Genomic DNA, 23,638 nt, shown 5'->3' on the forward strand with positions numbered 1-23,638 from the left:
AAAATTTTTTAGAAAGATGAGTAAGAAGAACGGCGAAGAGCCCATCGTGGACGACGAAATGCTCGAACACAGCGACGCCGCCCCCGAAGAACAGGTGGTGGACAAGGACCTTAAAACCGACGGAGACCTACAGGAAGACCGCCCGGAAACCGTCGACGTGGACGAACTGGAAAAGCGCCTGCAGGAGAAGGAGGACCGCTACCTGCGCCTATATGCCGAGTTTGACAACTACAAGCGCCGCACTCAGCGCGAGCGCCTGGAGATGATGGACACCGCCGGCAGCAAGACGATGAAGTCGCTGCTGCCCGTCCTCGATGATTTCGACCGCGCCGCCCAATTGGCCGAGAAGGATGAGGCTACGGCCGAAATCTGGAACAACGGAATCGGCCTGGTACATAAGAAATTGCTCTCGGCCCTCGCGTCCCAGGGACTGCAGCCGATGGAAAGCACCGGCGAGCCGTACAATTCGGACCTCTTTGAGGCAGTTACGGAAGTACCCTCCCCCGATATGAAGGGTAAGGTGGTCGACACCATCGAGCGCGGTTACACCCTAAAAGGCCGCATCATTCGCCACGCTAAGGTGGTAGTGGGCAAGTAGGCCCTTCCGGCCCCGCCCCAAACAACTTTAAGACAAGCCAAATGGCAAGAGATTATTACGAGGTACTCGGTGTCCCCAAAAACGCCGATTCCGATACGTTACGCAAGGCCTATCGCAAGATGGCCATGAAGTACCACCCCGATCGCAACCCCGGCGATACGGCGGCGGAAGAGAAATTCAAGGAGGCCGCCGAGGCCTACGATGTACTGAACGACGACGACAAGCGCGGTCGCTACGATCGCTTCGGCCACGCCGGCGTCAACGGGCAGGGCGGCTTCAGCGGCGGCCCCGGCGGTATGACGATGGAGGACATTATGTCCCAATTCGGCGACATGTTCGGCGACGGCGGTGGTGCCTTCGGTTCGTTCTTCGGCGGCGGTGCCGGCGGCGGCGGAGCCCGGCGGCAACCCCGCGGCGAGCGCGGCTCCAACCTGCGTATTAAAGTGCCCCTTACCCTGGAGGAAATCGCCGAAGGCGTGACCAAACGGATCAAGGTGAAGCGGCAGAAGGTTTGTGACGTGTGTGACGGCTCGGGTGCCAAGGACGCTGAGAGCGTCGAAACCTGCCGCACCTGCGGCGGTGCCGGCGTGGTTCGTCAAGTACGGTCGACCTTCATCGGCCAGATGGCCACCACCACCACCTGCCCCACCTGCTCGGGCACCGGCACCCAGATCAAAGCCACCTGTAATAACTGTAAAGGCGACGGCCGCGTCTACGGCGAGGACACCATCGAGGTGAACATCCCCGCCGGCGTGGAAGAAGGCATGCAGCTCAGTATGCGCGGCAAGGGTAACGCCGGCCGGCGTGGTGGACCTCCCGGAGATCTGCTGATCAACGTGCAGGAAAAGCCGCACGACGAACTGCAGCGCGACGGCCAGAAGCTCATCTACGACCTCTACCTCAACTTCGCCGATGCCGCCCTCGGTACTTCGGTGGAAGTGCCCACCATCGCCGGACGCGTCAAGATCAAGATTCCGGCCGGCACCCAGTCGGGAAAGATCTTCCGCCTGCGCGGCAAGGGCCTTCCCGCCCTGCAGAGCCACGGCCGCGGCGACCAGCTGATCCACGTCAACCTCTGGACCCCCAAGAAGCTCACCCGCGAAGAAACCGAACTGCTCGAGCGGATGCGCGGCATGGAGAACTTCGACCCCAAGCTCGAGAAGGGCGACAAGGGCTTCTTCGAGCGCATGAAGGAATACTTTTCGTGAGCCTGCGGGTAGTCACGTGCCTGGTGCTGCCCCTGCTTTTGGGCTGCGGGCCCGATGTCGCCTACGAGGAGACGGTCGATCTCGGGCCGGACGGCTGGGCCTACGCCGACAGCGTGTCCTTCGATTTTCCGGTCAGCGACACCGCCCGTGCTTACGATTTGGTGCTGTCCGTTACCCACGGAACCGATTTCCCCTTCCAGAATTTTTACGTCGATCTGAGCACCCACCTGCCCGACGCAACCGTCCTTCGCCAGCCGCTTTCCCTGCAGCTCGCGGATACCTTCGGGGAATGGTACGGCGACTGCTCCGGCGAACGCTGTACCACCGACATAGCGCTGCAGGAGGGTACCCACTTTACCGAAGTGGGACCGCACCGTCTGGTGGTCACCCAGTTTTCCCGTCGCGACACCCTGCCGGAAGTAAGTAGCTTGGGATTTCGGATCGTGGCGGTGCCTGAGTCCGGGGAATAGACACAATCAGCCTCCTGCGAGAGACGCGTGTTTCCATCCCATCTCAACTGTATTGACGTTTGCTACCCCAGGTAGCTACGCAGCAGATTCTTGTTGCGGCTGCGGCGCAGGCGGCGTATGGCGCGCTCTTTGATCTGCCGCACGCGCTCGCGCGTTAGATCGAAGCGGTCGCCGATTTCCTCCAGGTTAAGCTGTTCCTCGCCGTCGAGGCCGAAATAAGCGGCCAGTACGGCCCGCTCCCGCGGGGCCAGGAGGTTGAGGTTGGCAATCACCTCCTTGCTCAGGGATTCGCCCATCACCTTCAGGTCGGGATTGGATCCCTCATCGTTAGGCAGGGTATCCAGCATGGTGATATCGCTGTCGTCGCCCGCTACGGGAGCGTCGAAGGAAAGGTGGCGCATCCGGCCGCGGAGGGCGCGGTCGACGTCGGAAACGGAGATCTGCAGCACTTCGGCCAGTTCCTCCGGCTCGGGGTCCCGCTCGAATTCCTGCTGGAAGCTGGCGATGGCTTCCGTAATTTTGGTATAGCCGGCCGCCTTGTTATTGGGCATGCGGACCAGGCGGCTGTACTCCACGATAGCCTGCATAATGCTCTGGCGGATCCACCACACGGCGTAGGAGATAAACTTGAAGCCACGCGTTTCGTCGAAGCGCTTGGCAGCCTTGATAAGGCCTACGTTACCTTCGTTGATGAGGTCGGAGAGGCTGAGTCCCTGGTTCTGGTACTGCTTGGCCACCGACACCACGAAGCGCAGGTTGGCCTTGGTGAGGCGTTCGAGGGCCAGCTGATCGCCGGCACGGATACGGGCGGCAAGCTCGGCTTCATCTTCGGGCGTCAGCAGATCAATTTTACCTATATCCGTTAGGTACTTCTCCAGCGCGATGCTTTCGCGGCTGGTAATCTTATTGCTGATCTTTAATTGACGCATTCGTGGCTACCTTTTCAACTCACTGTATTTTGGCTCGAAATCAAGTCCTAATATAGAAAACTTTACCCAAGCCCCATACTTTAATACTGTTTGGGTACCCAAAAGTTACTTTGGGTAATCATTTTATTTGGGCCGCCGTACCGCCCTCCAGGGCGATTCCCGGAACCACCCTCAACTCGCCAAGCACCGATGGCCAGCAAATCTTACAGTATTTTCTCCCTGAAGTGCCCCACCTGCCACCGCGGGGATCTCTTTCCCACGCCCACCTTCTCGTACCGGGAGCCCTTCGCCCAGTACACGCATTGTCCGGCCTGCGGGCAGATTTATTTCCCCGAGCCGGGATTCTACTACGGTGCTATGTTTCTCTCCTACATCGGTACGGGCTTTTTCAGCCTGGGCGTGGTCATGCTGCTGCACTGGGTACTGGGGTGGTCGATGATCGCCTCCTTCCTGGCCCTCATCGCCATCGTGGCCGTCCTCTTCGTGTGGTGGTTCTGCGTGTCCCGCTCGGCCTACCTCAACCTGGTCTACAGTTACAAACCCGAAGTGGCCGCGCGAGCAGACGCCGGCACCGTTAACGTAACCACCCCGACCACCCGCAAGTCCACCTAGTCATGGCCAAGAAGAATTATTCCCCCGACCGTCCTGCCGCCTCCGACAATCCGTTTGCCGCCCTCTCGGGCCTAGGCGACCTGCCCCCCGGCCCCGGGACGTCGCCCCAGCAACCGGAAGACGAATCGGGCGCGGACGCAGGTGCGGTGAAGGACGATCCCCTGCGCGTACTCCTGGACCGCAAGCAACGCCGCGGTAAAACTGCTACCCTGATCACCGGCTTCTCCGGCCCGGACGACCAGCTCCAGCAGCTCGGCAAGCAGCTCAAGAGCACCTGCGGCGTGGGCGGCTCCGTCAAGAATGGCGAGATCATCCTGCAGGGCGACCAGCGCGACGCAGCCATCGCCTGGTTGCGCGAACGCGGCTACCGCAATACGAAAAAGTCCGGGGGATAAATCTGCCGCAGTTCAGTTACGGCTGGCACGGAGGTGCTAGCCACCGTTGTCGCAGGCACCGTCCTACTACAAGCGCTCGATTATCCTTTCCAGCTTGACTTCAATCCTACCGTAAGGTTCACCACCGGCTCTTCCGGCGTGCTGTCCGCATCTACGGTGTAGTATCCCTTGCGCAGGAACTGAAAGCTGTCGCCCACGGCGGCATCGGCCAGCGCGGGTTCCCCTTTAGCGGTAAGTACCGTGAGGCTGTCGGGATTGATGAACTCCATGAAGTCGCGGTCCTCGTGGTCCATGGGGGTCGGGTCCGTGAACAGCGGTTCGTACTGCCGTACCGTGACGTTGACGGCCGTGTCGGCGTTCACCCAGTGGAGGGTACCCTTGGCCTTGACGCCGCTGGTGTCTTCCCCCGACTTGCTGTCCGGGTAGTACGTACAGTTGATCTGAGTAACATTGCCGTCGGCGTCTTCCTCGTGGCCGTCGCAGTGAATGATGTAGGCGCTTTTGAGGCGCACGTCCTTGTCCGGGGCCAGCCGGAAGTACTTCCGGTTCTGCGGCTCCTTGCGGAAGTCTTCCCGCTCCACGTAGAGCTCCCGGCTGAAGGGCAACTCACGCGTACCGGCCCCTTCGTCCTCGGGATTGTTTTCGGTCTCCAGCATTTCGGTCTGGCCCTCCGGGTAATTGGTGATCACCAGCTTTACCGGGTCGAGGACGGCCATGTAGCGGTTCGCGTTACGGTTGAGTACTTCGCGCACCTTGTATTCCAGGAGATCAAGGGTCTGCTGGTTGTCGCGGCGGGTGACGCCGGTGTCCATACAGAAATTGCGGATGGCTTCGGCGGGGTATCCTTTGCGGCGCAGTCCGGCCAGGGTACTCATGCGGGGATCGTCCCAGCCGGTGACCACGCCTTCCTCGATCAGCAGGCGCAGCTTGCGCTTGGAGGTGATGAAGTAATCGACGTTCATCCGGGCGAACTCGATCTGCCGGCTGGGGAAGATCTCGAGGGCCTCGATCAGCCAGTTGTAGAGATCCCGGTGGTGGCGGAATTCCAGGCTGCAGAGGGAGTGGGTGATCTCCTCGAGCGAATCGCTCTGTCCGTGGGCGAAATCGTACAGGGGATAAATACACCAGGTATCGCCGGTACGGTGGTGAGCTTCGTGCTTGATGCGGTAGAGGACCGGGTCGCGCAGCAGCAAGTTGGGGTGCGCCATGTCGATCTTGGCGCGGAGCACCTTGCTGCCGTCGGCGAATTCTCCGGCCTTCATCCGTTCGAAAAGGTCGCGGTTCTCCGCCGGGCTGCGGTCGCGGTAGGGGCTGTTCGTACCGGGTACGCCGATATCGCCCTTTTGGGTCTCGATCTCGGCGGCGCTGGACTCGTCCACGTAGGCCAGGCCCTTGTCAATCAGTTGCAGGGCGAAGGTGTACAGGTCGTCAAAGTAATCCGAGGCGTAGCGCGTCTCGCCCTCCCATTCGTAGCCGAGCCACCGGATGTCGTTCTGGATGTTGTCGACGTACAGGGTTTCCTCCGTACTCGGGTTGGTATCGTCCATCCGGAGGTTGGTGGTGCCCCCGAATTTTTTGGCCGTTTCGAAGTTGATCACGATCGCCTTGGCGTGGCCGATGTGGAGGTAGCCGTTGGGCTCCGGGGGAAACCGGGTGTGGATACGCCCGTCGTGTTTCCCGTTGTCCAGGTCTTCGACGATGATCTCTTCAATAAAGTTATCGGCTTTCTTTTCCGGGCTTGACATACTGTATATACTTTGGGCGCTAACGCTATCAGGGCGCGCGAAGTTACAACAAGCCCCCGGCCCGCCGCACCCTACCGCCAGCCGTCTCGCTCGAGGCGGGTATACTTTTCCTCTACTGCGCTTCTTAGGTCCTCCTGATAGTCTGCCATCTTCCGGCGCACCTTCTCGTCGGTAGCTCCCAGGATGCGGGCGGCCAGCAGGCCGGCGTTCTTCGCCCCATCCAGGGCCACGGTAGCGACGGGTATTCCGCCCGGCATCTGCAGGATCGACAGGATGGAGTCCCAGCCGTCGATGCTATTACGGCTCTTGATGGGCACGCCGATCACGGGCAGGGGCGTCAGGCTCGCCACCATGCCCGGCAGATGCGCCGCCCCGCCGGCGCCGGCCACGACCACCTGCACCCCGCGCTGTGCCGCCCCTTTGGCAAATTCGAAGAGGCGATCGGGGGTACGGTGGGCGGACACGACGGTGACCTCTACCGGGATGTCAAAGGAGGTGAGAACTTCGGCCGCCTCCCGCATAATCGGTAGGTCGGAGTCGGAGCCCATGATTATGGAGACCATTTTTGCTGTTTTGGTGGCGTAAGGTACTGCACATCGGATGTGTGCCACATCCGATGTGCAGCCTGAAGCCGGCAGATTCTGGCAACTAAAGCAGCAAAAGGAAGTGTAATCGTGCTTTTTGAGCCTATTATTCACAATTTCAAGACTGCTCAGCACCACATCCGATGTGCAAAACGCGCACTACTCCCCCACCCGCTCGGCGGCATCGTCCAGGCCGGTCCGCCGGTTGCGGCTCTTGACGCCTTGGTTGCCGAAGGAGTAGCTCAGGCTGATCGCTATGCGACGGCTGTCCCAGTTGCCACTGCCTACGCTGGTCAGGCCGTTGAATTCACTGGTACCCCGCCAGCCCGAGGTGTAGAGGAGGTCGTTGCCGCTCACCTTTACGTTGAGGCGGTCGTCGAGGAATTTACGTTGCAGGCCCACGTTCAGCGCGCCCTGCGCCTTGTGCCGCAGCACACCGCCCCAGACACCCGGACCGCTGAAGTAGCCCCCGAGCTCGGCGGTGACCGACCACGGTAAATTGACGGTGTTCTGCACGTAGAAGTTGTAGGTAAACACTTTCACGTCCACCACCGCGTCGCCGCCGTAATTGGCCTGGTTGGAGAGGTGGCTGGCCGAGGCGTTGACGTACAGGTTCCAGGCTTCGGTCACCTGTACGGGCGCGCTCGCGTTGAAGGAGAATACCCGCTGGCTGGCCAGGTTATCGTAGGTGACGTAAAATCCGCGGGCATCCAGGGAGTCGGGGCCCAGCAGCCGGGTGATCTGGTTGGCGGTGCTGCTGTACGCCAGCTTGAAGTTGTAGCGCTGGGCGTGGGTGTAGCCCAGTTCTAGGTTGTTGACGATCTCGGGGTTCAGGTACGGGTTACCCTGTTCGTAGGTCAACTGGGTTACCTGCTCGCGGAAGGGGTTGAGCACGTTGTAGTCCGGCCGGTTGATACGCCGCCCGTAGGCCAGGTTGACGGTGTGGCCCGCCTCAGGATTCAGAGCGTAGGTGATTCCGGCGTTGGGAAAGAGGCTCAGGTAATTGAGCTCCACCGGCGGTTCGCGCAGGTCTTCCCGGAAGGGCGTGAGGTCGCCCGTGGCGTCAGTCAGCTCCGCCCGCAGCCCGGCCGTAAACTGCCACCGCTCGCTGAGGCTGCCCTGGTAGCTGAGGTAGCCGGCGTAGACGTTCTCGGTATAGTCGAATTGGTTGCTGCGGTCAAGGTCCAGCTGCCGTACCGGTTCGGCCCCGGGCACCTCCTCGTAGAATAGAAAGGTGTTGTACGTCTCCACCCGCGTGAATTTGCCGCCGCCCGTAAAGGTACCGGGTCCCCACTCCCGCTCATAATCCACCTTGGCGGTGTAGATGTCGATGTCGGTCGGCGTATCGAAGTAGTTGAACAGCCGGCTGAGGGGATTCCCCGCCGCGGTGACGTAGCGGTTGGACTGGTCCATCAGGTTGTCGTTGCGGTAGCGACCGAAGTCCAGGTCCACGTTTACCAGCGGACCACCCTCCGGGGCGTAGCGATAGTTTAGGTTGTAGGCGTTCTGCGACCGGTCGTTACGGCGGTCCGAGCGCGCCAGCAGCGTACTGTCGAAGCTTGCCGTGCCACCGGCGTAGTCGTTGATATCCGTAACATCGTTGGTGTAGCCGGTACGGTCGTTATAGCGCCCGCTGGCGAGGAAGCCGAAGGTGTGGTCCTCGCCCGCCCGGATGTCGGAGCCCAGTCGCCACGAATAGCTCTGGTTGTTGCCGGCGCTGTACATCGTTTCCTCGAGCAGCAGTCCGTTCTGGTAATTTTCGAAGTCGGAGCGGTTATAGTAGCTGTAATTGCCGTAGCCGAGGGTACCGTACAGGTTCATCCAGCGGTTGCGGTAGTTCCCGGTACCGTTCACGCTACCCTGGAAGTAGCGCCCCTGGCTGCCGTTGACGCTCAGGCTGCCGTTGGCCCCCTCGTCCTCCGGCCGCTTCAGCCGGATATCGATGATGCCCGCGTTGCCCTCTGCCTCGTAGCGGGCCCCGGGGTTCGTGATGATGTCGATGCGGTCGATCTCCTCGGCGTTCAGGTTCCGCAGGTACTGGGCCAGGTCGTCGCCGCTGAGGGGCATGCGCCGGCCGTCCACGTACAGCAGCACGCCGGAGCGGCTGAGTACGTTGATGTTGTCGTTGTTGTCTACGGTGACGCCCGGCGCCTTGCGCAGCAGGTCCAGGCCCGTATTACCGACGGCGTTGATGGTACCATCCACGTTAAAGACCGTCCGGTCCGGCTTTACCTCCACGAGGGCGCGGCGGGCGGTGACGGTGGCTTCCGCCAGGTCCACGCCGGCGGGGGCCATGGTCAGCACGCCGAGGTCGGTATCGGAGGTCATTTGTACGTTCGCGCGGCGCAGTTCGGGCGCCCCCAGGAAGGTGACGGAGACATCGTACGCTCCGGGGGTCACGTCAATGATCCGGAAGAGGCCGGCATCGTCGGTGGTTTCCACCTTGGCAAGGCTGCTGTCCGCGGTCCGGTACAGGGCGACGTTGGCGAAGGATACCGCCGCTCCGTCGGCGTCCTGTACCTGTCCGCGTACGCTGATTTGGGCGCTGACGCAGGTGCAAAGAAGTACAAAAAAGGCTAGGGTGATTGGTTTTCTCATTGGGAAATAATCTCTCTTAATCATTTGAATACCACAAACTTAGGCCGCATCCCTACGCACCGAAAATTCAATCGACGAGCTAAGGCAATTTTCGGATGAGCACCGTTTACGCCCCGTGGCGGCACAAAACCGATTGCATTCGTGGTCCGTGGGACGACGTTCGTCGACGGGCCTATTCCCCCACCCGGCCGGCCGCCTCCTCGATGCCGGTTTTGCGGTTGCGGCTCTTCACCTGCTGGTTACCGAAGGTGTAGGTGACGCTCACCGCCGCACGGCGGCTGTCGCGGCGACCGTAGCCCGTGTTGGTCAGTCCGGCAAATTCGCTCCCGCCCTCCCAGTTGCTGGTGAAAAAGAGGTCGTTGCCACTCACCTTCACGTTGATCCGGTCGTCGAGGAATTTGCGCTGCAAACCCAGGTTGAATGCCCCAAGCGGTCCGTATTTGAATACCCCACCCCAGACGCCCGGCCCGCCGTAGTACCCGCTGATCTCCGCGGTCAGTTTCCCGGGCAGCTTTACCGTATTCTGCGCGTAAAAGCTGTAGGTAAAAATTTGCAGGTCGATGGTGGCGCCGTCGCCGTAGTCGGCCTGGTTGTCGATGTAGCTGGCCGACACGTTTGCGTATAGGTTCCAGGTCTCGGTCACCTGTACGGGTGCACTGCCGCTGAACGATACGATCTGCTGGTTGGCCAGGTTATCCCAGGTGATGAAGCCGGCGCGGGGGTCGTCCTCGTCGGGCGCGGTCAGTCGCGTGATCTGGTTGGCCGTCTTGCTGTACGCTATTTTGAAGTTGTAGCGGTAGGCGTGGGTGTACCCCAGTTCGAGGTTATTGACGATCTCCGGGCTCAGGTAGGGATTTCCCCGCTCGTAACTCAGCTGACTGATCTGCTGCCGGAAAGGGTTGAGTACGTTATAGTCGGGGCGGTTGATGCGCCGTCCGTAGGCCAGGTTGATCATGTGGCCGGCAGTGGGATTCACCGCGTAGGTCAGTCCCGCGCTGGGGAAGAAGCTGAGGTAGTTGCGCTCCACCGGCGGCTCGCGCAGGTCGGTCCGGAAAGCGGTCAGTTCGCCGGTAACGTCCGTCACTTCCGCCCGCAGTCCCGCCGTAAAGGTCCAGCGCTCCGAAAAGCTGCCGGTGTAGCTGAGGTAGCCGGCGTACACGTTCTCGCTGTAGTCGAACTGGTTGCTCCGCCGGTCGCTCAGCCGCCGCTCGGGGGAGGTGCCGGGGAAGACGTCGTAAAACAGGAAGGTGTTATAGGTCCGCACCCGGCTGAATTTCACCCCCGCGTCGAGCCCCCCGCCCCACACGTCTTGCTCGTAGTCCGCCTTCGCGGTGGCGATGTTGATGTCGGTCGGGGTATCGAAATAATTGAACAGCCCCGTCAGCGCCTCGCCGCCCGTTGAGAAGTACTGGTTCGCCTGATCGGTGAGCTGGTCGTTGCGGAAGCGCCCGTAGTCCAGGTCCACGTTCAGCGAGCGACCCTCCGCGACCCGGTACTGGTAGTTAAGGTTGTAGGTCTGCTGGTTACGGTCCATATCCCGCGTGGTGGCGGCCCGCAGGGTGCTGTCGAGGCGGGGCGTACCGCCGGTGAGGTGGTATACGTCGGTTACGTCGGATACGCGTACACCCGCGTCGTTAAAGCGGCCGCCCGCCAGCACCCCCAGCGTATGCCGTTCCCCCAATCGTACGTCCGCGCCGAGCCGCAGGAAATAGGTTGCCCCGCTGTAAACACTCCGAATGACCTCGTCCAGCCGCAGTCCGTTCTGGTAGGCGTCGAATCCGGTGTCGTTGTAGAAGTCGCCCCGGTTGTGCCCCACGTTGCCGAATACGTTCACCCATTCGTTCCGGTAATTTCCGTTGGCGTTGACGCCGCCCTGGAAGTAGCGCCCCTGGCTGCCGTTGACGCTCAGGCTGCCGTTGGCCCCCTCGTCCTCTGGCCGCTTCAGCCGGATATCGATGATGCCCGCATTGCCTTCGGCTTCGTAGCGGGCACCCGGATTAGTGATGATGTCCATACGGTCGATCTGCTCGGCGTCCAGGTTACGCAGGTAGTTGGCCAGGTCGGCTCCCGCCAGCGGCATCCTTCGCCCGTCTACGTAGAGCAGTACGCCGGAACGGCTCAGCACGCTGATGTTCTCGTTGTTGTCGACCGCCACCCCGGGTGCCTTGCGCAGCAGCTCCAGACCGTTGTTGCCCACGGCGTTGATGGTCCCCTGCACGTTGAAGACCGTGCGGTCGGACTTGACCTCCACCAGGGCGCGGTCGGCGGTCACGGTAGTTTCCGCCAGGTCCACCCCGCCCGCGGTCAGGCGCAGTACTCCCAGGTCGACGTCACCGCTTACGGTAAGGCCGTTCCGCCGTAGCTCCTGCGCCCCGAGGTAGGTGACCGAAAGGTCGTAGTTGCGAGCCCCCACCTCCTCCATCTGGAAGAGCCCGCTGTCGTCGGTGGTCTCCACCTTCACGAGCTGGGAGTCGGCGGCGGTATACAAAGCCACGTTAGCGAACGCTATGGCCTCGCCGTCGGCGTCCTGCACCTGTCCGCGTAGGGTGTGCTGGGCGCGGACGCAGGTGCAAAGGCAGATGAGGAGAATAACAGTATGCAGGCTTTTCATTGATGGCATTTCGTGAGTGTTAATGACTCCCCCAAAAGTCATGGTCTGAAGAAGGGCCTGCGTTACCTTTTCGGCGGGTGACCACTCAGCCACGTTGGACACCCAGGAGAAGGACGAGCGGACTACCGCCTGGTTGCTCACCCCCCGCTGCTGGCCGTTCACCGGAGCGGCGTAGCGGACTTGCTCTCCGCTGCCTATTATTGTATTATGGAGAAATGGCGCGACTGGCCGTGGCGGGAGTTTGGACTGGTGGTTTGCCTCTACCTGTTCTTTGCCATCTTTTACATGGTGGCCCTGCCGTTCTCCTACGGCGCGGATATGTGGTCCTCCGCTAACTGGCGGATCCTGTACCTGGACTATCCCCTCAAGGGACTGCTCACCTTGCCGGTCTGGTACCTGACCTTTCACACCTTTCGGCACTGGAGCCTAACCCGTAAGATCCTGCTGAACCTGGCGGTGCTTCCGCTGTGGGCCAAGGCCTGGCAGCAGGGCTACTATTGGCTGGTCGACAACTACTTCGGGGGCGGCCACCTCGCCGGCGCGGCACAGTGGTGGGACATTTACATTCCCGCCCTGTTCTACGTACTGCAGTTCGGCATCTTTCACGCCTGGCAGTACCACAAGGACCTGCACGTCGCGGAACGGGAACGTAACGAGGCCAGCCGACTCGCGCTGTCCAGTGAGCTTGCGGCGCTGAAGGCCCAGCTCAATCCCCACTTTCTCTACAATGCCTTCAACACCATCAGTGCCTCGCTCGATCCCGGGCAGGAGCGCACCCGCGAGATGATCGCCCGCCTGAGCGACCTCTTCCGCTACCAGTTGCGGGCCAACCGGGAGGCGACCCTGCCGCTTGCGGCCGAACTGGACTTCGTCACCGACTACCTCACCCTGGAAAAGGCCCGCTTCGGCGACCGCCTGGCCTACCGCATCGACGTGGCCGAACCGGAGCTGGCCCTGGCCCAGCTCCCCCCGCTACTCGTCCAGCCGCTGGTGGAGAACGCCGTACGGCACGGCCTTTCCCCGCTGGTGGACGGCGGACTTGTCACCATTTCCGCGCGGCCGGCTCCCGACAATCACCTAGAGGTCGAAGTGGCCGACAACGGGATCGGCTTCGACCCGGAAACGGTGCGCTACGGCTACGGCCTGACCAACACCCAGCGCCGGCTCGGGCTGCTCTACGATGCCCCCCTCCGTATTACTTCTTCTCCCGGCAACGGCAGCCGCTTTACCTTCCGTATCCCTTTAGTCTATGCTCCGCAAAGTAGTAGTGATCGACGACGAATCGCCCGCACGCAAACTCCTCAAGGAATACCTGGCTGAGTACGCCGATCTGGTCGTGGTGGGTGAAGCCGCCAACGGAGTGGATGCGCTCCGCCTGATCGCCGACCACGAACCGGAGATCATCTTCCTGGATGTCCAGATGCCCGGGCTCAGCGGGCTCGAGGTACTGGCACGCCTGGATACCCTTCCTTTGGTGATCTTCTCGACCGCCTACGATCAGTACGCCCTGGAAGCCTTCGAACTGCACGCGGTGGACTACCTGCTCAAGCCCTATTCCCGCGCCCGCTTCGCCCGCGCGATCGAGCGCATTGCCGGCCGTACCGCCAGCGAACAACCCAACGTAGCCCGGCTGGCCCAGCACCTCCGCGACGAGACCACCCGCTATCCGGACCGCATCATGGTACCCCGCGCCAACAAATACGTAGCCCTGCCCGTATCAAATATCCTGTGCATCCAGGCCGAAGGCGACTATTCGACCATCGTGACCGGCGAGCAGCAGTTTTTAAGTCAGTATAGCCTTAAGGAAACCGAGGCGCGCCTCGATCCGGAGATTTTCCTGCGGATCCACCGGTCGACCATCATCAACCGCTACGCCATCCGCGAGATCTTTCGCGAGGGCCACGGCTACGACATCGTCCTGACCAACGGTGAACTGCTGCGGGCGAGCCGGAGCTACGCTCCGGTGGTGAAGCGGATCCTTTTCTGATCAGTGGACACGGCCGGCCGCCTCGTCGAGGCCGGTATCGCGACGGCGGCTCGTCACTTTCTGGTTGCCGAACACGTAACTGAGGCTCAGCCCTACGCGGCGGCTGTCACGGGACAGGCGACCGGTAGCCACCAGGCCGTTGAAGTCGCTTACCCCCTCGATGATCGAGGTGTAGAAAATGTCGCTAAAGGAGAGCTTGGCATTGAGCTGGTCCGACAGGAACCGGCGCTGCAGCCCCACGTTGACGGTGCCGAAGCCGGTATACTCAAAGGTGCCGCCCCCGACGCCCGGACCGATGTACTGGCCGGTGAGTTCCAGCGTCAGCTTGCCGGGTAGCTTGAAGGTATTCTGGTTGATGAAGCGGTAATTGAACACCTCGATATTTACCGAGCCATCCTCCCCGTAGTCCGCCTCGTTGCTCAGGTAGCCGGCACTGGCGTTGAGGTAGGTACGCCACCACGACGTCACCTCCACCGGCGCGCTGGCGGTAAAGCTGTAGACCGTCTGCTGCGCCAGGTTGTCGTAGGTCTCGAATCCCGCCCGGGCATCGAGGCTATCGGGGCTCAGCAACTGGGCCACCTGGTCTTCGGTCCGGCTGTAGGCTAGCTTGAAGTTGAAGCGGCTGGCGACCACGTAGCCGAGCTCGACGTTGTTGATCTTTTCCGGCTGGAGGAAGGGGTTGCCGCGGCGGTAGCTGAGCTCGTTGAGCTGGACCCGGAAGGGATTGAGATTATTGTAGTCGGGCCGGTTGATGCGGCGGCCGTAGCGCAGGTTCAGTACGTTGCCGGAGGCGAGGGCGTAGGTCAGGCCCAGGCTCGGAAAAAAGCTCAGGTAATCAAAATCTACCGGGGGTTCTTCCTGCTGGGTAGCGAAGGTGGTCAGCTTGCCCCCGGCGTCGGTGCTTTCCATGCGGAGGCCGGCGCTGTAGGTCAGCCGATCGCTGAACGAACCTGCGTAGCTTACGTAGGCGGCGTAGACGTCCTCGTCGTACACGAATTCGTTACTGCGTTCGGCCACGAAGGTGGGATCGTTGCCCAGAAGACCGTCATAGAAGAGAAAAGTATTGTCGGTACGTACGCGGGAGAACTTGGCACCCGCGCTTGCCGCCCCTGCGCCAATGGGGAACTCGTAATCGAGGCGGGCGGTGTAGATATCGATGTCGATGGGCGTATCGAAGGCGTTGTCGGATTCGCTCAGAAACTGCCCGTCCGGTGCGTAGTAGGCGTTGGGCTGATCGATCAGGTTGCTGTTGCGGTACCGGCCGTAATCCAGGTCTACGTTTAGGTTATGGCCGGAGGCGATGGCAAAGTTGTAGTTGAGGTTGAAGGTATTCTGATTGTGGTTGCCCTCGTCGAGGACGCCTGCCCGGAGGATGCTGTCGGGGGCGGGATTGCGGGGGTTACAGCCGCACGTTTCATCGTAGATCTCCGTGCTGTTCACCACGGTCCGTCGCTCGTCCTGAAACTGTCCGGTATACAGGACCCCCAGCGTATGGCGCTCGCCGAGGTACAGGTCCATACCGGTGCGGAGGCCGGGCGTGCGCAGGATAGGTACGCTGTTCAGTTCGTCGACCAGCCGGTAACCGTTCTGCAGGCTTACGAAGTCGCTCTGACTATACGTCTGGTTGTAGTTGTAGTTCAGCGTACCGTAGAGGTTGAAATATCGGTTACGCAGGTTACCGCCGGCCGTACCCGCGTACTGGGCGTAGCGTCCCTGGCTGGCGGAGGCGGTCAGGCTGCCGTTGGTGCCCTCGTCCTCGGCCCGCTTCAGGCGGATATCGATGATGCCGGCATTACCCTGTGCCTCGTAGCGCGCACCCGGGCTGGTGATGATGTCGATGCGGTCGATCTGTTCGGCCGTCAGCGTACGCAGGTAGTTGCTCAGGTCGGCACCCTGCAACGGCGTGCGCCGCCCGTCGATGTACACGAGTACGCCGGAGCGACTTAATACGCTGATGTTCTCGTTGTTATCGATGGTGACGCCGGGTGCCTTGCGCAGCAGTTCCAGGCCGTCGTTGCCCGCGGCGTTGATGGTACCCTGCACGTTGAAGATGGTCCGGTCGGGCTTCATTTCCACCAACGCGCGGGTGGTCCTTACGGTGGCGGAAGCCAGCTCAACCCCCGCGGGGCCGAACGCGAGCGTACCCAGGTTCAGGCTGCGGTCGACATCCAGGGCATCGCGGTGCAGGTCCGGAAAGCCCAGGTAGGTTACCACGAGGTTATACGACTTGGCCGCGACGTTCCCGAATACGAAGGTACCGGCATCGTCGGTCACCTCCACCTTCACGAGGCTGGAGTCCGATACCGAATACAGGGCCACGTTAGCGTACGGGACCGCTGCACCCTCCACGTCCTGGATTATTCCGGTGATGGAATGTTGGGCGGCTAGGAAAGAACAAAGAAAAAATAGGGGCGAGAGACAGTAAGCACGTTTCATATCCAGGTCTAGGTGTACAACGACCACAAAGCCTAAAGATACGATTACGAATTGAGAATATAGGAATACGAACGAAACAACGATTGGTGTGCTAACTACCTTATTTGGAATATACTTTTACCATGATCACTAAATAAAATACGTGGACCTTCTCACTTTTCAGAATTATTGCCTGCAAAAATTGGCCGTTACCGAGACGCTGCCCTTTGGGCCCGACACCCTGGTTATGAAGGTTGCCGGCAAAATGTTTGCGTTGACGGGGCTGGACGAGCCCGATTTCCGCATTAACCTGAAGTGCGATCCCGACCGGGCCGTGCTGCTCCGCGAGCGTCACCCGGAGATCGTTCCCGGCTGGCACATGAGCAAAACGCACTGGAATACCGTCTACGTTGAAAACGGCTCGTTGACGGACGCCCACGTGCGCGAACTCATCGATCACAGCTACGACCTGGTGGTGGCCGGGCTCACCAGGAAGGTTCGGGTGGAATTAGGGCTGTAGGCCCGCGGCCGGGGTGCCTCAGCGAATGCTGCCCCACGCCTGCCGTTCCCGGCTGGCCGCCCCCCGCTCCAGGGTATAGGCGGCTAGGAGGTTACCGACCACGGCCAGCAACCCCAGGATGATCGGTGTTCTCATATTGGGTTATTGTTCCGCCGCCCCCCCCCCGGGTCGGTAGCGACGACAAACTATTATGTCAGCAGGCGGAGGATGTCGTCGTGCCCCGCTGCACGGGCCAGTTCGCGGGCGGTCAGCCCCTCGGAATTGACCTGATCGGGATCGGCGCCAGCCGCTAGAAGTAGTCGTACCGGGAGTACGCTACCTTGCTCGCTCGTTTTTCTTCCTTTTCGATCCGGTCGATCCGGGCTTTCAGTCCTTCGATGTCTGCCGGAAGCCTTGTGGTTGCCCAGCGCCCGCATGACGAGCCCCTTTGCGGACCCACCGAAGGTGCCCTGTAGGAATCCGTCCAGCGGTCTGTCCTGCGTATCCTCCCGGGCGATACCGGCCGTGTAGAGGTGTCCCCTACCCTGCTGCTCACGGTCCAGGAAGCCGCGCTCGAGCATCACCTGCATCGTCTTCAGCGTGGTAGTGTACCCAATATCTTTCTCACCGGCGAGTACCTCGTGGACTTGTCGAACGGTTATGCCCCCCCGTCCCACAGCAATTGCAGGATGGCGAGTTCAGAGGCAGTGGGTGGGCTTTACACGCCCCACCTACCCCGGCTCCAGCATGGTTCGAACGTACAGTTTAGCCGGCATCATACCCATCTCCATCCGGCGGCGGTCCAGGTGCAGACTATCCTCCACGGGAAAGAGTTCGGCCACTCCCGCCGCTGCGTCCACCCGCCGGAACTGGGTGCCGTAGCGCTGCTGTTTCCCGGCGCCGACCCGTACCCGGTCGAAGAGGTAGGCGTAGTCCTGGGGATCGAGGTCACCCCGGGCAACGGCCCTTTCGAGGTGGGGCAACTGGGCGGCCTGCCATTCGCGGTCCGTATCCGCATGTTGGGCGATGAGAAATACGGACTGCATTCCTTCCTCACCGACCTGCGCGCGGGTCGGGAACCCGTACGTGATAATAAACTCCTGGAGGAGTGCCCGGCCGGCGCTGTCTACGTGTGCGGCATCCCAGTCTTGCCAGCCGGTCGTATCGACCGCATAGGCTGCTATCAGGTCAGCCGGCAGTTGGCCGCGCACTGCCTGGTCGCGTACGTGGTGCCCCACGAGCCGGTCGCGCCATGCCGGAAGGGTCACCGACTCCGGGGCGGCGGGCGGACAATCCACGATGCCGACCAGTAGCCCCATCTGGCAAAGCTCCCGCCGCTCCTCCGGCGAGCGTTGCCCGGCGATAGCGGCAATTTCGGCGGAATCGCGGGTACTCAGGTGGAGGATGATGGCCAGTTGCGCAACTACCGGCTGCCATTCGGCTATGGGTGATCGCCGCCGCAACGAATCGTACTGCCGACGGGCCAGCTCCTCGTCGGAAGTGGCGCTATCGAGCATGCGCCATCCCAGTTTCCAGTTTTCCACTTCCCTATCGTCCGAATCGCCGGTTTGGCAACCCGCTACAGTGACGAGTACCAACAGCAGGCTGGCGGTCAGGAAACAAGGGAGTCTAATTGACATGAAGTAAAAGTAGTTGACCGCTTACCTTTCACGAACCCGACCCGTCCACCGCAGCCCATGGCCCCGGCACCCGCGGCCCCGCCCACCTGTTCACGCCTACTGCGTGGTGCGCCCCGCCACTACCCGCAGCCGCTGGCCGGCGGCGGTGTCCGGTATGAGGTAGTAATTGTGGAAGGCCGCCGTGTCGAGCTCCACCGGAAAGCGCAGCCGCTCGAGTGGACTGCCGGCCGGGTGTACCGCCGCTTCGTACTGGCCAGTCGCGAGACGTTCGCGATCGGAAGCGTGGGCATACGCGATGCCGGAGAAACTGGTTTCCTCTTGCCCTCCGTGCAACAGGTGTACGTCGAGGGGCAGCAGGCCGGGGGCAAGGTGGGTCACGCGCAGGTTCCCCTTACCGGACAACTTGACGTAGTAGTCGTTTTGCAGGAAGAGCTGGGGCAGAAATTGGTTGGCGGTACGCGCGGCGGCTCCTTCAAAGATGCGGTGCAGTTTCGTGCCGAAGGCGGCCTGGTTTACTTCCTGGTCCTTCTTGGGGATGCCAGCCAACACCATCGTATAGCGACCCTCGGCGCCCAGTCCGATTTTCTGCTCCAGCAGTTCGCGCGCCCCGATGGATACCCGGACCGAGTAGGTGCCCGGCGGAAGCGAACGGTAGTCGGACAGCTCCGCATATGCCAGGGAGAAGTCCACGTCTTTCCCTTCGGTATCGGTGAGGACGACGCGGGCCGAGTCGGAGGTATACAGGAACTCACCTACCCGGAGCTGCACGGGGGCGGGCGTATCCCCTCCGCAGGCTGCCAGCAGCAATACCATGAGTAGCAGTAAATAGGGGTTACTGGTCGTCATCGCCGTCAGTTTTGGTTTTGCGGAGGAGCAGCGGCCGGCCGAGTACCACCAGCAGCACGATCAGGATCAGCCCCCCGAAGGCCACCGGCTTGCTGATGGCCACCCGTAGCAATAGGGCCACTGCGGTCAGGGCGGCAAAGCCGATACCGGTAGCGGGGATCCAGCGGCGGTGGTCGGCGCGCTGGTAGCACAGCCAGTTGACGATGCCGAAGGTGGCGAGGAAGACCAGGCTGGCGGCTTCGACCAGCGCACTCAAGGAGCCGGTCACGGCCAGTATACCGGCCAAACTGCCGAGGAGTATGATGGACCGGTCGGGCACATCGTTGCCGTTGGTGTGGTCGAACCAGCCGGGCAGCTCTCCCTTTTTAGCGATTTTCTTGGTGAGGTTAGCGGTAGAAAAGAGCGTCGAATTGATGGCCGCGGCGGTGGCGAACCCGGCCGCCAGGGTCATGATGATGAGGCCGGTCTCCCCGAACGCTTCCCGCGCGGTGATGGATAGTGCGATCTCCTTAAAGTCGATCAGTGTGGCGGCACTGCCCACGAAGGTGGCGCCCAGGGCCACTACGATGTAGAGTAATACGACGAAGACCACCGCGCTCATCAGGGTGGGCATGAAGTTCTTGTGGGGGTCCTTGATGCGGTCGTATTCGTAGCTCAGCAACTGGAAGCCTTCGTAGGCCATGAAGATGGCCGCGCCGCCGATGAAGCCGGACCAGGCCGGCCGCGGCTCCACGCCGGCGGTGAGCTGGGTGGTGTCCCACTGGGTGAGGCCGTAGACGCCCAGGCCGAGAAGGATCAGCAGGTTGACCGACACGATGCCGACCTCCACCTTGGTGAGTTTGCCCGCGCCGGCCAGGTTGAGCCCGATGAGCGCTGCCACGATACCGGCGGCCAGCCCGCGGATCACCAGTCCGCCGCCGTGGAAGGCGAAGGCCACGTAGTGCCCGAAGGCGTAGGCGTACACCGAGATGGTGAGCACGTAGCCCAGGATGAGCATCCACCCCAGGCTGCCCCCGAGCCAGTCGTCGTCGACCTCCTCGAGGAAGTCGAAGGCACCGCCACCCTCATCGTAGGTGTTACAGAGGAATACGTAGCTGTAGGCGGAGCATAAGGCGATGACGCCGGTGAAGGCGAAGGCGAGCCAGGCCCACTGGGCCGACACGGCAATGACGACGCCGAGGACCGTGTAAATACCACCGCCCACCATGCCGCCGGCCGCGAGGGCCCATACGGAGATGGGGCTGAGTTTGCTGCCGGCGTCAGACATGGAAGGGGGGGGATTGTTGCTCACTTCACGGAAGCCTCCCAACGGGAGAATAGTGCACTGGTGAGCGCGATATTTCGTGGCTTAGCCCGGTTTTTGGGTTGCACATCGGATGTCCGGACATCCGATGTGCAATCTGCGCCAAAAATACCTCCTACCTCAGTTTCTGCAACTGATTGATCATCGCCCGCATATCCTTCGGCGGTTCCACCTCGAAGTGCATCCATTCCTCCGTGGCCGGGTGGGTGAAGCCGAGGCGGGCGGCGTGGAGGGGTACCCGGCTCAGCAGGGGGCGCTCCACTTCGTGCTTGCCCTTGTTGTAGCGCCGCCCCTTTATCTCCGAGAGCATGAACTCCGTCCGTTTGCCGTAGAAGGGATCGACGATGAGGGGGTGCCCCAGGTAAGCCAGGTGTACGCGGATCTGGTGCGTCCGGCCGGTGAAGATCTGTACGCCGACCAGGCTGAACTTGCCGAAGGTCTCCATCACCTTATAGTCGGTGCGGGCAAACTTGCCGCCGCGATTGGTGACCATCATCCGTCCCACCTTCGAGGGGTGCGGCGCGATGGGTTCGTCGATCTCCCCCTCCGCCGGCTCCGGAACGCCGTCGACCAACGCGAGATAGACCTTCTCCACGTCCCGTTTCTCGAACTGCATACTCAGTCCGCGGTGCGCCTCCGGCGTGCGGGCGAACACGAGCAAGCCGGTGGTGGGGCGGTCGAGGCGGTGTACGGGGATGATGGTTCCGTAGCGGTCGGCAAGGGTTTGCTTAAGATTGGGGATGTCCGGGTCGTGGCGGTCCGGGACGGTGAGTACGTCGGCGGGCTTGTCGACGACAAGCAGGTGGTCGTCTTCGTGGAGGACGGGAATCTTCATGGGCCGGAAGGTAGGCTTCCGAGCGGTAATCGGGGTTCCGTCCGGCCGCCTTATCCGAACAGCCGTTCCAGCACCCTCATCCAGTTGCCGGAAAATACCTGCTCTACCTGTTCGGTACTGTATCCGCGCCCCTGCAACAAACCGCCCAGCTTCGAGAGATCGGCGATGGTATCCAGATCGTGTGGCGACTGCTCGGTACCGAACAGCCCGTCCAGGTCGCTGCCGATGCCGATGTGGTCGGCATTCCCCGCCAGCTGGCATATGTGGTCGTAGTGGTCGATCACGCGCTCCAACCGGATGTCGAGGGTCCACGGATCGTCCTGCCCCCGCAGGTAGTCCGGCTGCAACATCCAGGCGTCCAATGCACCGCCGAGTACCCCGCCCCGCTCAATCACGGCCCGGATCTGTTCGTCGCTGAACTGCCGCTCGCCCGGCACCAGCGCCCGGCAATTCTGGTGGCTGGCGATGACGGGCCCCTCGTACAGTTCCAGCGCCTCGAAGAACCCCCGGTCGGTCAGGTGGGTCAGGTCGAGGATCATCCCCAGGGCGTCCATCTCGCGCAGCAGGTCGCGGCCCGCCGAAGTCAGTCCGCTACCGTCCGAACCCGTTCCCGCCGCATACCGCCCCGGCCCGAAGTGGGCCGGACCGACCGACCGCAGTCCCTGATCGTAAAATCGGTGCAGGTGATCGAGCGTAACGATGCTGTCGGCGCCCTCCAGTGCCAGCACGTAGCCGACCGGCACGTCCGCCTGCTCTCCGGACTCTTGACACTGCTTCAGCTGACGGTCCAGCGCAGCGTGATCGGTAATGGCCGCCATCTCCCCCTGCCGCTCCATCTCCCGGTACCACGCCAGCTGCCGCTGGGCATCGGACCAGGCCTGGGCGGGCGACTTCCATCCGAGCAAGCGGGTGGAGGCCGTAGGTTGCCCCGGTGGATCGACCCTGGCGATCATCGTAGCGAAAACGAGCCCTATCCCACCCCGCCGCAATTCGGGCAACGCTACAGTCCCCCGACCGCGGTCGGGGTGGTCCGTTAGTCCCAGCCGTCGCTCCTCGTCCCGGATCGCCACCACGGATTGGGTGAGGTCGCGGTTGTACGCGAGGGCGTTGGTAGCCAGATCGAGGTGAGCGTCAATGAGCATGGGTGAAGTAGGGAATCAGGGGCGGGGGACAGGAGACGAGCGCAGCGAGCAAAGCCGCGGGTAATTGTAAATGGTAAATTTTACATTCTAAATTTTACATCCCTTCAGATCGTAATCCGCCGATCACGCGCCACCACCCGCCAGCCTTCCTCCACCCGGCCGTGGGTAACCGGAAGCAGCTCCTCGTACAGGTTGACGGTGGTGCAGACGTGGGCCGGCACGGCGAAAAAGGGCTCTCCCACGCGATAGGACGAAGTATCCGGTACCCGAATGACCAGGTGTTCCTCCCACTGCCCTTCGACGGCGTACTCCCCAATGCCCGGAAAGTACATCCGCGGTTGCGCCTTGTCGGGGGCCACGGCCTTGCTGCCCATATCGAGGCAGAATTTTTTGTCCGTCACCACCGAGATGATCCGCGAAAGCACCAGGGCCGCGGGCTCGAACCCCCAATTGGCGAAGGAATCGCCGTAGCCGGCGTCCCAGAGAAAGAAGGTGCCGGGGCTGACCCAGGTGTTCCGCTTTCCAACGTAAAATGGAAAATTAGGCGATCCGGCCACGACTACCTCGAGTTCCCGCACATACTGCGTTTCCGCGGGAAGACGCAGGCTTTCGACCTTCGCGAAGAGCGCGCCGGCTTGTTCCCGCCGTGCTGACTCGTCCGGATCCCGCAGGTGGCCGTCGTAGACGTGGAAGCCGCGCAGCTCGAGCCCGGGCAGCTCATGGATGATCTGCAGCAGTTCGGGCACGTCATCCGGCCGGATGCCGGTGCGATCCATGCCCGGGTTGACATCGACGTACACATTCAGCGGACGTTCGGCGAAGCGACCGGAAAGCATGCGGGCCGTGTCGGGGTTATCGATAAGCGCCGAAAACTCGGTCCCGGGAAAACTGTCGCGCAGTCGCTGCCACCGCCGGGCCTTGACATCCGAAAGCTGGTAACTCAGCAGTACGCGCTCCGCGCCGGCTTGGCCCAGCAGTTCACCCTCGCTCACCGTACTACATTTGAAACGGGTGATGCCCCGGTCGATGGCCATGCGGGCGATCTCGAGCGTCTTGACGGTCTTGATGTGGGGTTGGAGGCAGTGACCTCCGTAAGTAGCCGTCAGTTCGAGTGCGCGGTCGATGTTGCTCTCGATCACCGCCGGGAACACCAGCAGGGCCGGCGAGTCGACTTCGCCGATATTCTCCACGCGGTAGCGGTCGTCGGGTTGCCAGTTCATC

Annotated in this window: 21 protein-coding genes; 8 read left to right on the forward strand and 13 right to left on the reverse strand. The window is 61.9% G+C overall.

Features of this window, described 5'->3' with window-relative positions; genetic code table 11:
* The first annotated feature begins 16 nt into the window (after nt 1-16).
* From DQG19_RS14825 to DQG19_RS14835, 3 genes are read left to right on the forward strand one after another with little or no spacing between them, the layout of a single operon-like run.
* A complete protein-coding gene (locus DQG19_RS14825; RefSeq protein WP_116127056.1) occupies nt 17-598 on the forward strand; it encodes a nucleotide exchange factor GrpE in 582 nt (193 codons plus the stop codon).
* 41 nt (nt 599-639) lie between these two features.
* Nucleotides 640-1,806 (forward strand): molecular chaperone DnaJ, encoded by a 1,167-nt coding sequence (gene dnaJ, locus DQG19_RS14830; protein ID WP_116127057.1) that lies wholly within the window; start codon nt 640-642, stop codon nt 1,804-1,806.
* Nucleotides 1,803-2,276: a gliding motility lipoprotein GldH gene (locus DQG19_RS14835; protein ID WP_157974529.1), complete on the forward strand. Its 474-nt coding sequence runs from the start codon at nt 1,803-1,805 to the stop codon at nt 2,274-2,276. Before dnaJ ends, DQG19_RS14835 begins: the two co-directional genes overlap by 4 nt.
* Before the next feature lie 62 nt (nt 2,277-2,338).
* Here the strand turns inward: DQG19_RS14835 and DQG19_RS14840 are convergent, their stop codons facing one another.
* Complete coding sequence (locus DQG19_RS14840) at nt 2,339-3,205, reverse strand: RNA polymerase sigma factor RpoD/SigA (RefSeq protein ID WP_116127059.1); 867 nt, start codon at nt 3,203-3,205, stop codon at nt 2,339-2,341.
* Between the two features lie 189 nt (nt 3,206-3,394).
* Here DQG19_RS14840 and DQG19_RS14845 point away from each other — a divergent pair, with 189 nt between their 5' ends.
* Both DQG19_RS14845 and DQG19_RS14850 read left to right on the forward strand, forming a co-directional pair.
* The gene (locus DQG19_RS14845) at nt 3,395-3,817 is read left to right on the forward strand and encodes a DUF983 domain-containing protein (RefSeq protein WP_116127060.1); all 423 of its coding nucleotides are present in this window, start codon (nt 3,395-3,397) and stop codon (nt 3,815-3,817) included.
* A gap of 2 nt (nt 3,818-3,819) precedes the next feature.
* The gene (locus tag DQG19_RS14850; protein WP_116127061.1) at nt 3,820-4,212 is read left to right on the forward strand and encodes a translation initiation factor; all 393 of its coding nucleotides are present in this window, start codon (nt 3,820-3,822) and stop codon (nt 4,210-4,212) included.
* An 80-nt stretch (nt 4,213-4,292) separates the two neighbouring features.
* On the opposite strand, the gene DQG19_RS14855 is transcribed toward DQG19_RS14850, so the two are convergent.
* The 4 genes from DQG19_RS14855 to DQG19_RS14870 form a co-directional block, all read right to left on the reverse strand.
* A complete protein-coding gene (locus tag DQG19_RS14855; RefSeq protein ID WP_116127062.1) occupies nt 4,293-5,957 on the reverse strand; it encodes a glutamine--tRNA ligase/YqeY domain fusion protein in 1,665 nt (554 codons plus the stop codon).
* A gap of 71 nt (nt 5,958-6,028) precedes the next feature.
* Nucleotides 6,029-6,520, reverse strand: a complete 492-nt coding sequence (gene purE / locus DQG19_RS14860; protein WP_116127063.1) for a 5-(carboxyamino)imidazole ribonucleotide mutase — start codon at nt 6,518-6,520, stop codon at nt 6,029-6,031.
* Between the two features lie 180 nt (nt 6,521-6,700).
* Entirely contained in the window at nt 6,701-9,139 is a 2,439-nt protein-coding gene (locus DQG19_RS14865; protein WP_116127064.1) for a TonB-dependent receptor domain-containing protein, read from the reverse strand.
* Between the two features lie 172 nt (nt 9,140-9,311).
* Nucleotides 9,312-11,759 (reverse strand): TonB-dependent receptor domain-containing protein, encoded by a 2,448-nt coding sequence (locus DQG19_RS14870; protein WP_116127065.1) that lies wholly within the window; start codon nt 11,757-11,759, stop codon nt 9,312-9,314.
* Nucleotides 11,760-11,957: 198 nt separating this feature from the next.
* Here DQG19_RS14870 and DQG19_RS14875 point away from each other — a divergent pair, with 198 nt between their 5' ends.
* The gene (locus tag DQG19_RS14875) at nt 11,958-13,070 is read left to right on the forward strand and encodes a sensor histidine kinase (RefSeq protein WP_116127066.1); all 1,113 of its coding nucleotides are present in this window, start codon (nt 11,958-11,960) and stop codon (nt 13,068-13,070) included.
* Complete coding sequence (locus DQG19_RS14880; protein WP_116127067.1) at nt 13,000-13,737, forward strand: LytR/AlgR family response regulator transcription factor; 738 nt, start codon at nt 13,000-13,002, stop codon at nt 13,735-13,737. The genes DQG19_RS14875 and DQG19_RS14880 overlap by 71 nt, the downstream gene beginning before the upstream one ends.
* Here DQG19_RS14880 and DQG19_RS14885 read toward each other — a convergent pair whose 3' ends face one another.
* Complete coding sequence (locus tag DQG19_RS14885; RefSeq protein ID WP_116127116.1) at nt 13,738-16,173, reverse strand: TonB-dependent receptor domain-containing protein; 2,436 nt, start codon at nt 16,171-16,173, stop codon at nt 13,738-13,740. It abuts the gene before it with no gap.
* A gap of 142 nt (nt 16,174-16,315) precedes the next feature.
* On the opposite strand from DQG19_RS14885, the gene DQG19_RS14890 reads away from it, so the two are divergent.
* Nucleotides 16,316-16,672, forward strand: a complete 357-nt coding sequence (locus DQG19_RS14890) for an MmcQ/YjbR family DNA-binding protein (RefSeq protein WP_116127068.1) — start codon at nt 16,316-16,318, stop codon at nt 16,670-16,672.
* 188 nt (nt 16,673-16,860) lie between these two features.
* Here DQG19_RS14890 and DQG19_RS14895 read toward each other — a convergent pair whose 3' ends face one another.
* The 7 genes from DQG19_RS14895 to DQG19_RS14925 form a co-directional block, all read right to left on the reverse strand.
* Entirely contained in the window at nt 16,861-17,328 is a 468-nt protein-coding gene (locus DQG19_RS14895) for a BlaI/MecI/CopY family transcriptional regulator (RefSeq protein ID WP_198661760.1), read from the reverse strand.
* Nucleotides 17,329-17,382: 54 nt separating this feature from the next.
* Nucleotides 17,383-18,291, reverse strand: coding sequence for a DUF6624 domain-containing protein (locus DQG19_RS14900; protein WP_116127069.1), 909 nt, complete (start codon nt 18,289-18,291; stop codon nt 17,383-17,385).
* 96 nt (nt 18,292-18,387) lie between these two features.
* Nucleotides 18,388-19,137 carry a DUF4397 domain-containing protein gene (locus DQG19_RS14905; protein WP_157974530.1) on the reverse strand — a complete coding sequence of 250 codons (750 nt, stop codon included), beginning with the start codon at nt 19,135-19,137 and terminating at the stop codon, nt 18,388-18,390.
* Nucleotides 19,124-20,404, reverse strand: a complete 1,281-nt coding sequence (locus tag DQG19_RS14910) for an APC family permease (RefSeq protein ID WP_116127071.1) — start codon at nt 20,402-20,404, stop codon at nt 19,124-19,126. The genes DQG19_RS14905 and DQG19_RS14910 overlap by 14 nt, the downstream gene beginning before the upstream one ends.
* A 151-nt stretch (nt 20,405-20,555) precedes the next feature.
* Complete coding sequence (locus DQG19_RS14915) at nt 20,556-21,398, reverse strand: RluA family pseudouridine synthase (protein WP_255418765.1); 843 nt, start codon at nt 21,396-21,398, stop codon at nt 20,556-20,558.
* Nucleotides 21,326-22,417, reverse strand: coding sequence for a dipeptidase (locus tag DQG19_RS14920; protein ID WP_116127073.1), 1,092 nt, complete (start codon nt 22,415-22,417; stop codon nt 21,326-21,328). The genes DQG19_RS14915 and DQG19_RS14920 overlap by 73 nt, the downstream gene beginning before the upstream one ends.
* 104 nt (nt 22,418-22,521) lie before the next feature.
* Nucleotides 22,522-23,637 (reverse strand): alanine racemase, encoded by a 1,116-nt coding sequence (locus DQG19_RS14925; RefSeq protein ID WP_116127074.1) that lies wholly within the window; start codon nt 23,635-23,637, stop codon nt 22,522-22,524.
* Nucleotide 23,638: the final 1 nt, after the last annotated feature.

The organism is Lewinella sp. IMCC34183 (genome assembly GCF_003390915.1).
Taxonomy (GTDB): Bacteria; Bacteroidota; Bacteroidia; order Chitinophagales; family Saprospiraceae; genus Neolewinella.

Coding starts and splice junctions, on each gene's coding strand:
- DQG19_RS14825 (WP_116127056.1), top strand. CDS start 17: ATGAGTAAGAAGAACGGCGAAGAGCCCATCGTGGACGACGAAATGCTC.
- dnaJ (WP_116127057.1), top strand. CDS start 640: ATGGCAAGAGATTATTACGAGGTACTCGGTGTCCCCAAAAACGCCGAT.
- DQG19_RS14840 (WP_116127059.1), bottom strand. CDS start 3,205: ATGCGTCAATTAAAGATCAGCAATAAGATTACCAGCCGCGAAAGCATC.
- DQG19_RS14845 (WP_116127060.1), top strand. CDS start 3,395: ATGGCCAGCAAATCTTACAGTATTTTCTCCCTGAAGTGCCCCACCTGC.
- DQG19_RS14850 (WP_116127061.1), top strand. CDS start 3,820: ATGGCCAAGAAGAATTATTCCCCCGACCGTCCTGCCGCCTCCGACAAT.
- DQG19_RS14855 (WP_116127062.1), bottom strand. CDS start 5,957: ATGTCAAGCCCGGAAAAGAAAGCCGATAACTTTATTGAAGAGATCATC.
- purE (WP_116127063.1), bottom strand. CDS start 6,520: ATGGTCTCCATAATCATGGGCTCCGACTCCGACCTACCGATTATGCGG.
- DQG19_RS14865 (WP_116127064.1), bottom strand. CDS start 9,139: ATGAGAAAACCAATCACCCTAGCCTTTTTTGTACTTCTTTGCACCTGC.
- DQG19_RS14870 (WP_116127065.1), bottom strand. CDS start 11,759: ATGCCATCAATGAAAAGCCTGCATACTGTTATTCTCCTCATCTGCCTT.
- DQG19_RS14875 (WP_116127066.1), top strand. CDS start 11,958: ATGGAGAAATGGCGCGACTGGCCGTGGCGGGAGTTTGGACTGGTGGTT.
- DQG19_RS14880 (WP_116127067.1), top strand. CDS start 13,000: ATGCTCCGCAAAGTAGTAGTGATCGACGACGAATCGCCCGCACGCAAA.
- DQG19_RS14885 (WP_116127116.1), bottom strand. CDS start 16,173: ATGAAACGTGCTTACTGTCTCTCGCCCCTATTTTTTCTTTGTTCTTTC.
- DQG19_RS14900 (WP_116127069.1), bottom strand. CDS start 18,291: ATGTCAATTAGACTCCCTTGTTTCCTGACCGCCAGCCTGCTGTTGGTA.
- DQG19_RS14905 (WP_157974530.1), bottom strand. CDS start 19,137: ATGACGACCAGTAACCCCTATTTACTGCTACTCATGGTATTGCTGCTG.
- DQG19_RS14910 (WP_116127071.1), bottom strand. CDS start 20,404: ATGTCTGACGCCGGCAGCAAACTCAGCCCCATCTCCGTATGGGCCCTC.
- DQG19_RS14920 (WP_116127073.1), bottom strand. CDS start 22,417: ATGCTCATTGACGCTCACCTCGATCTGGCTACCAACGCCCTCGCGTAC.
- DQG19_RS14925 (WP_116127074.1), bottom strand. CDS start 23,637: ATGAACTGGCAACCCGACGACCGCTACCGCGTGGAGAATATCGGCGAA.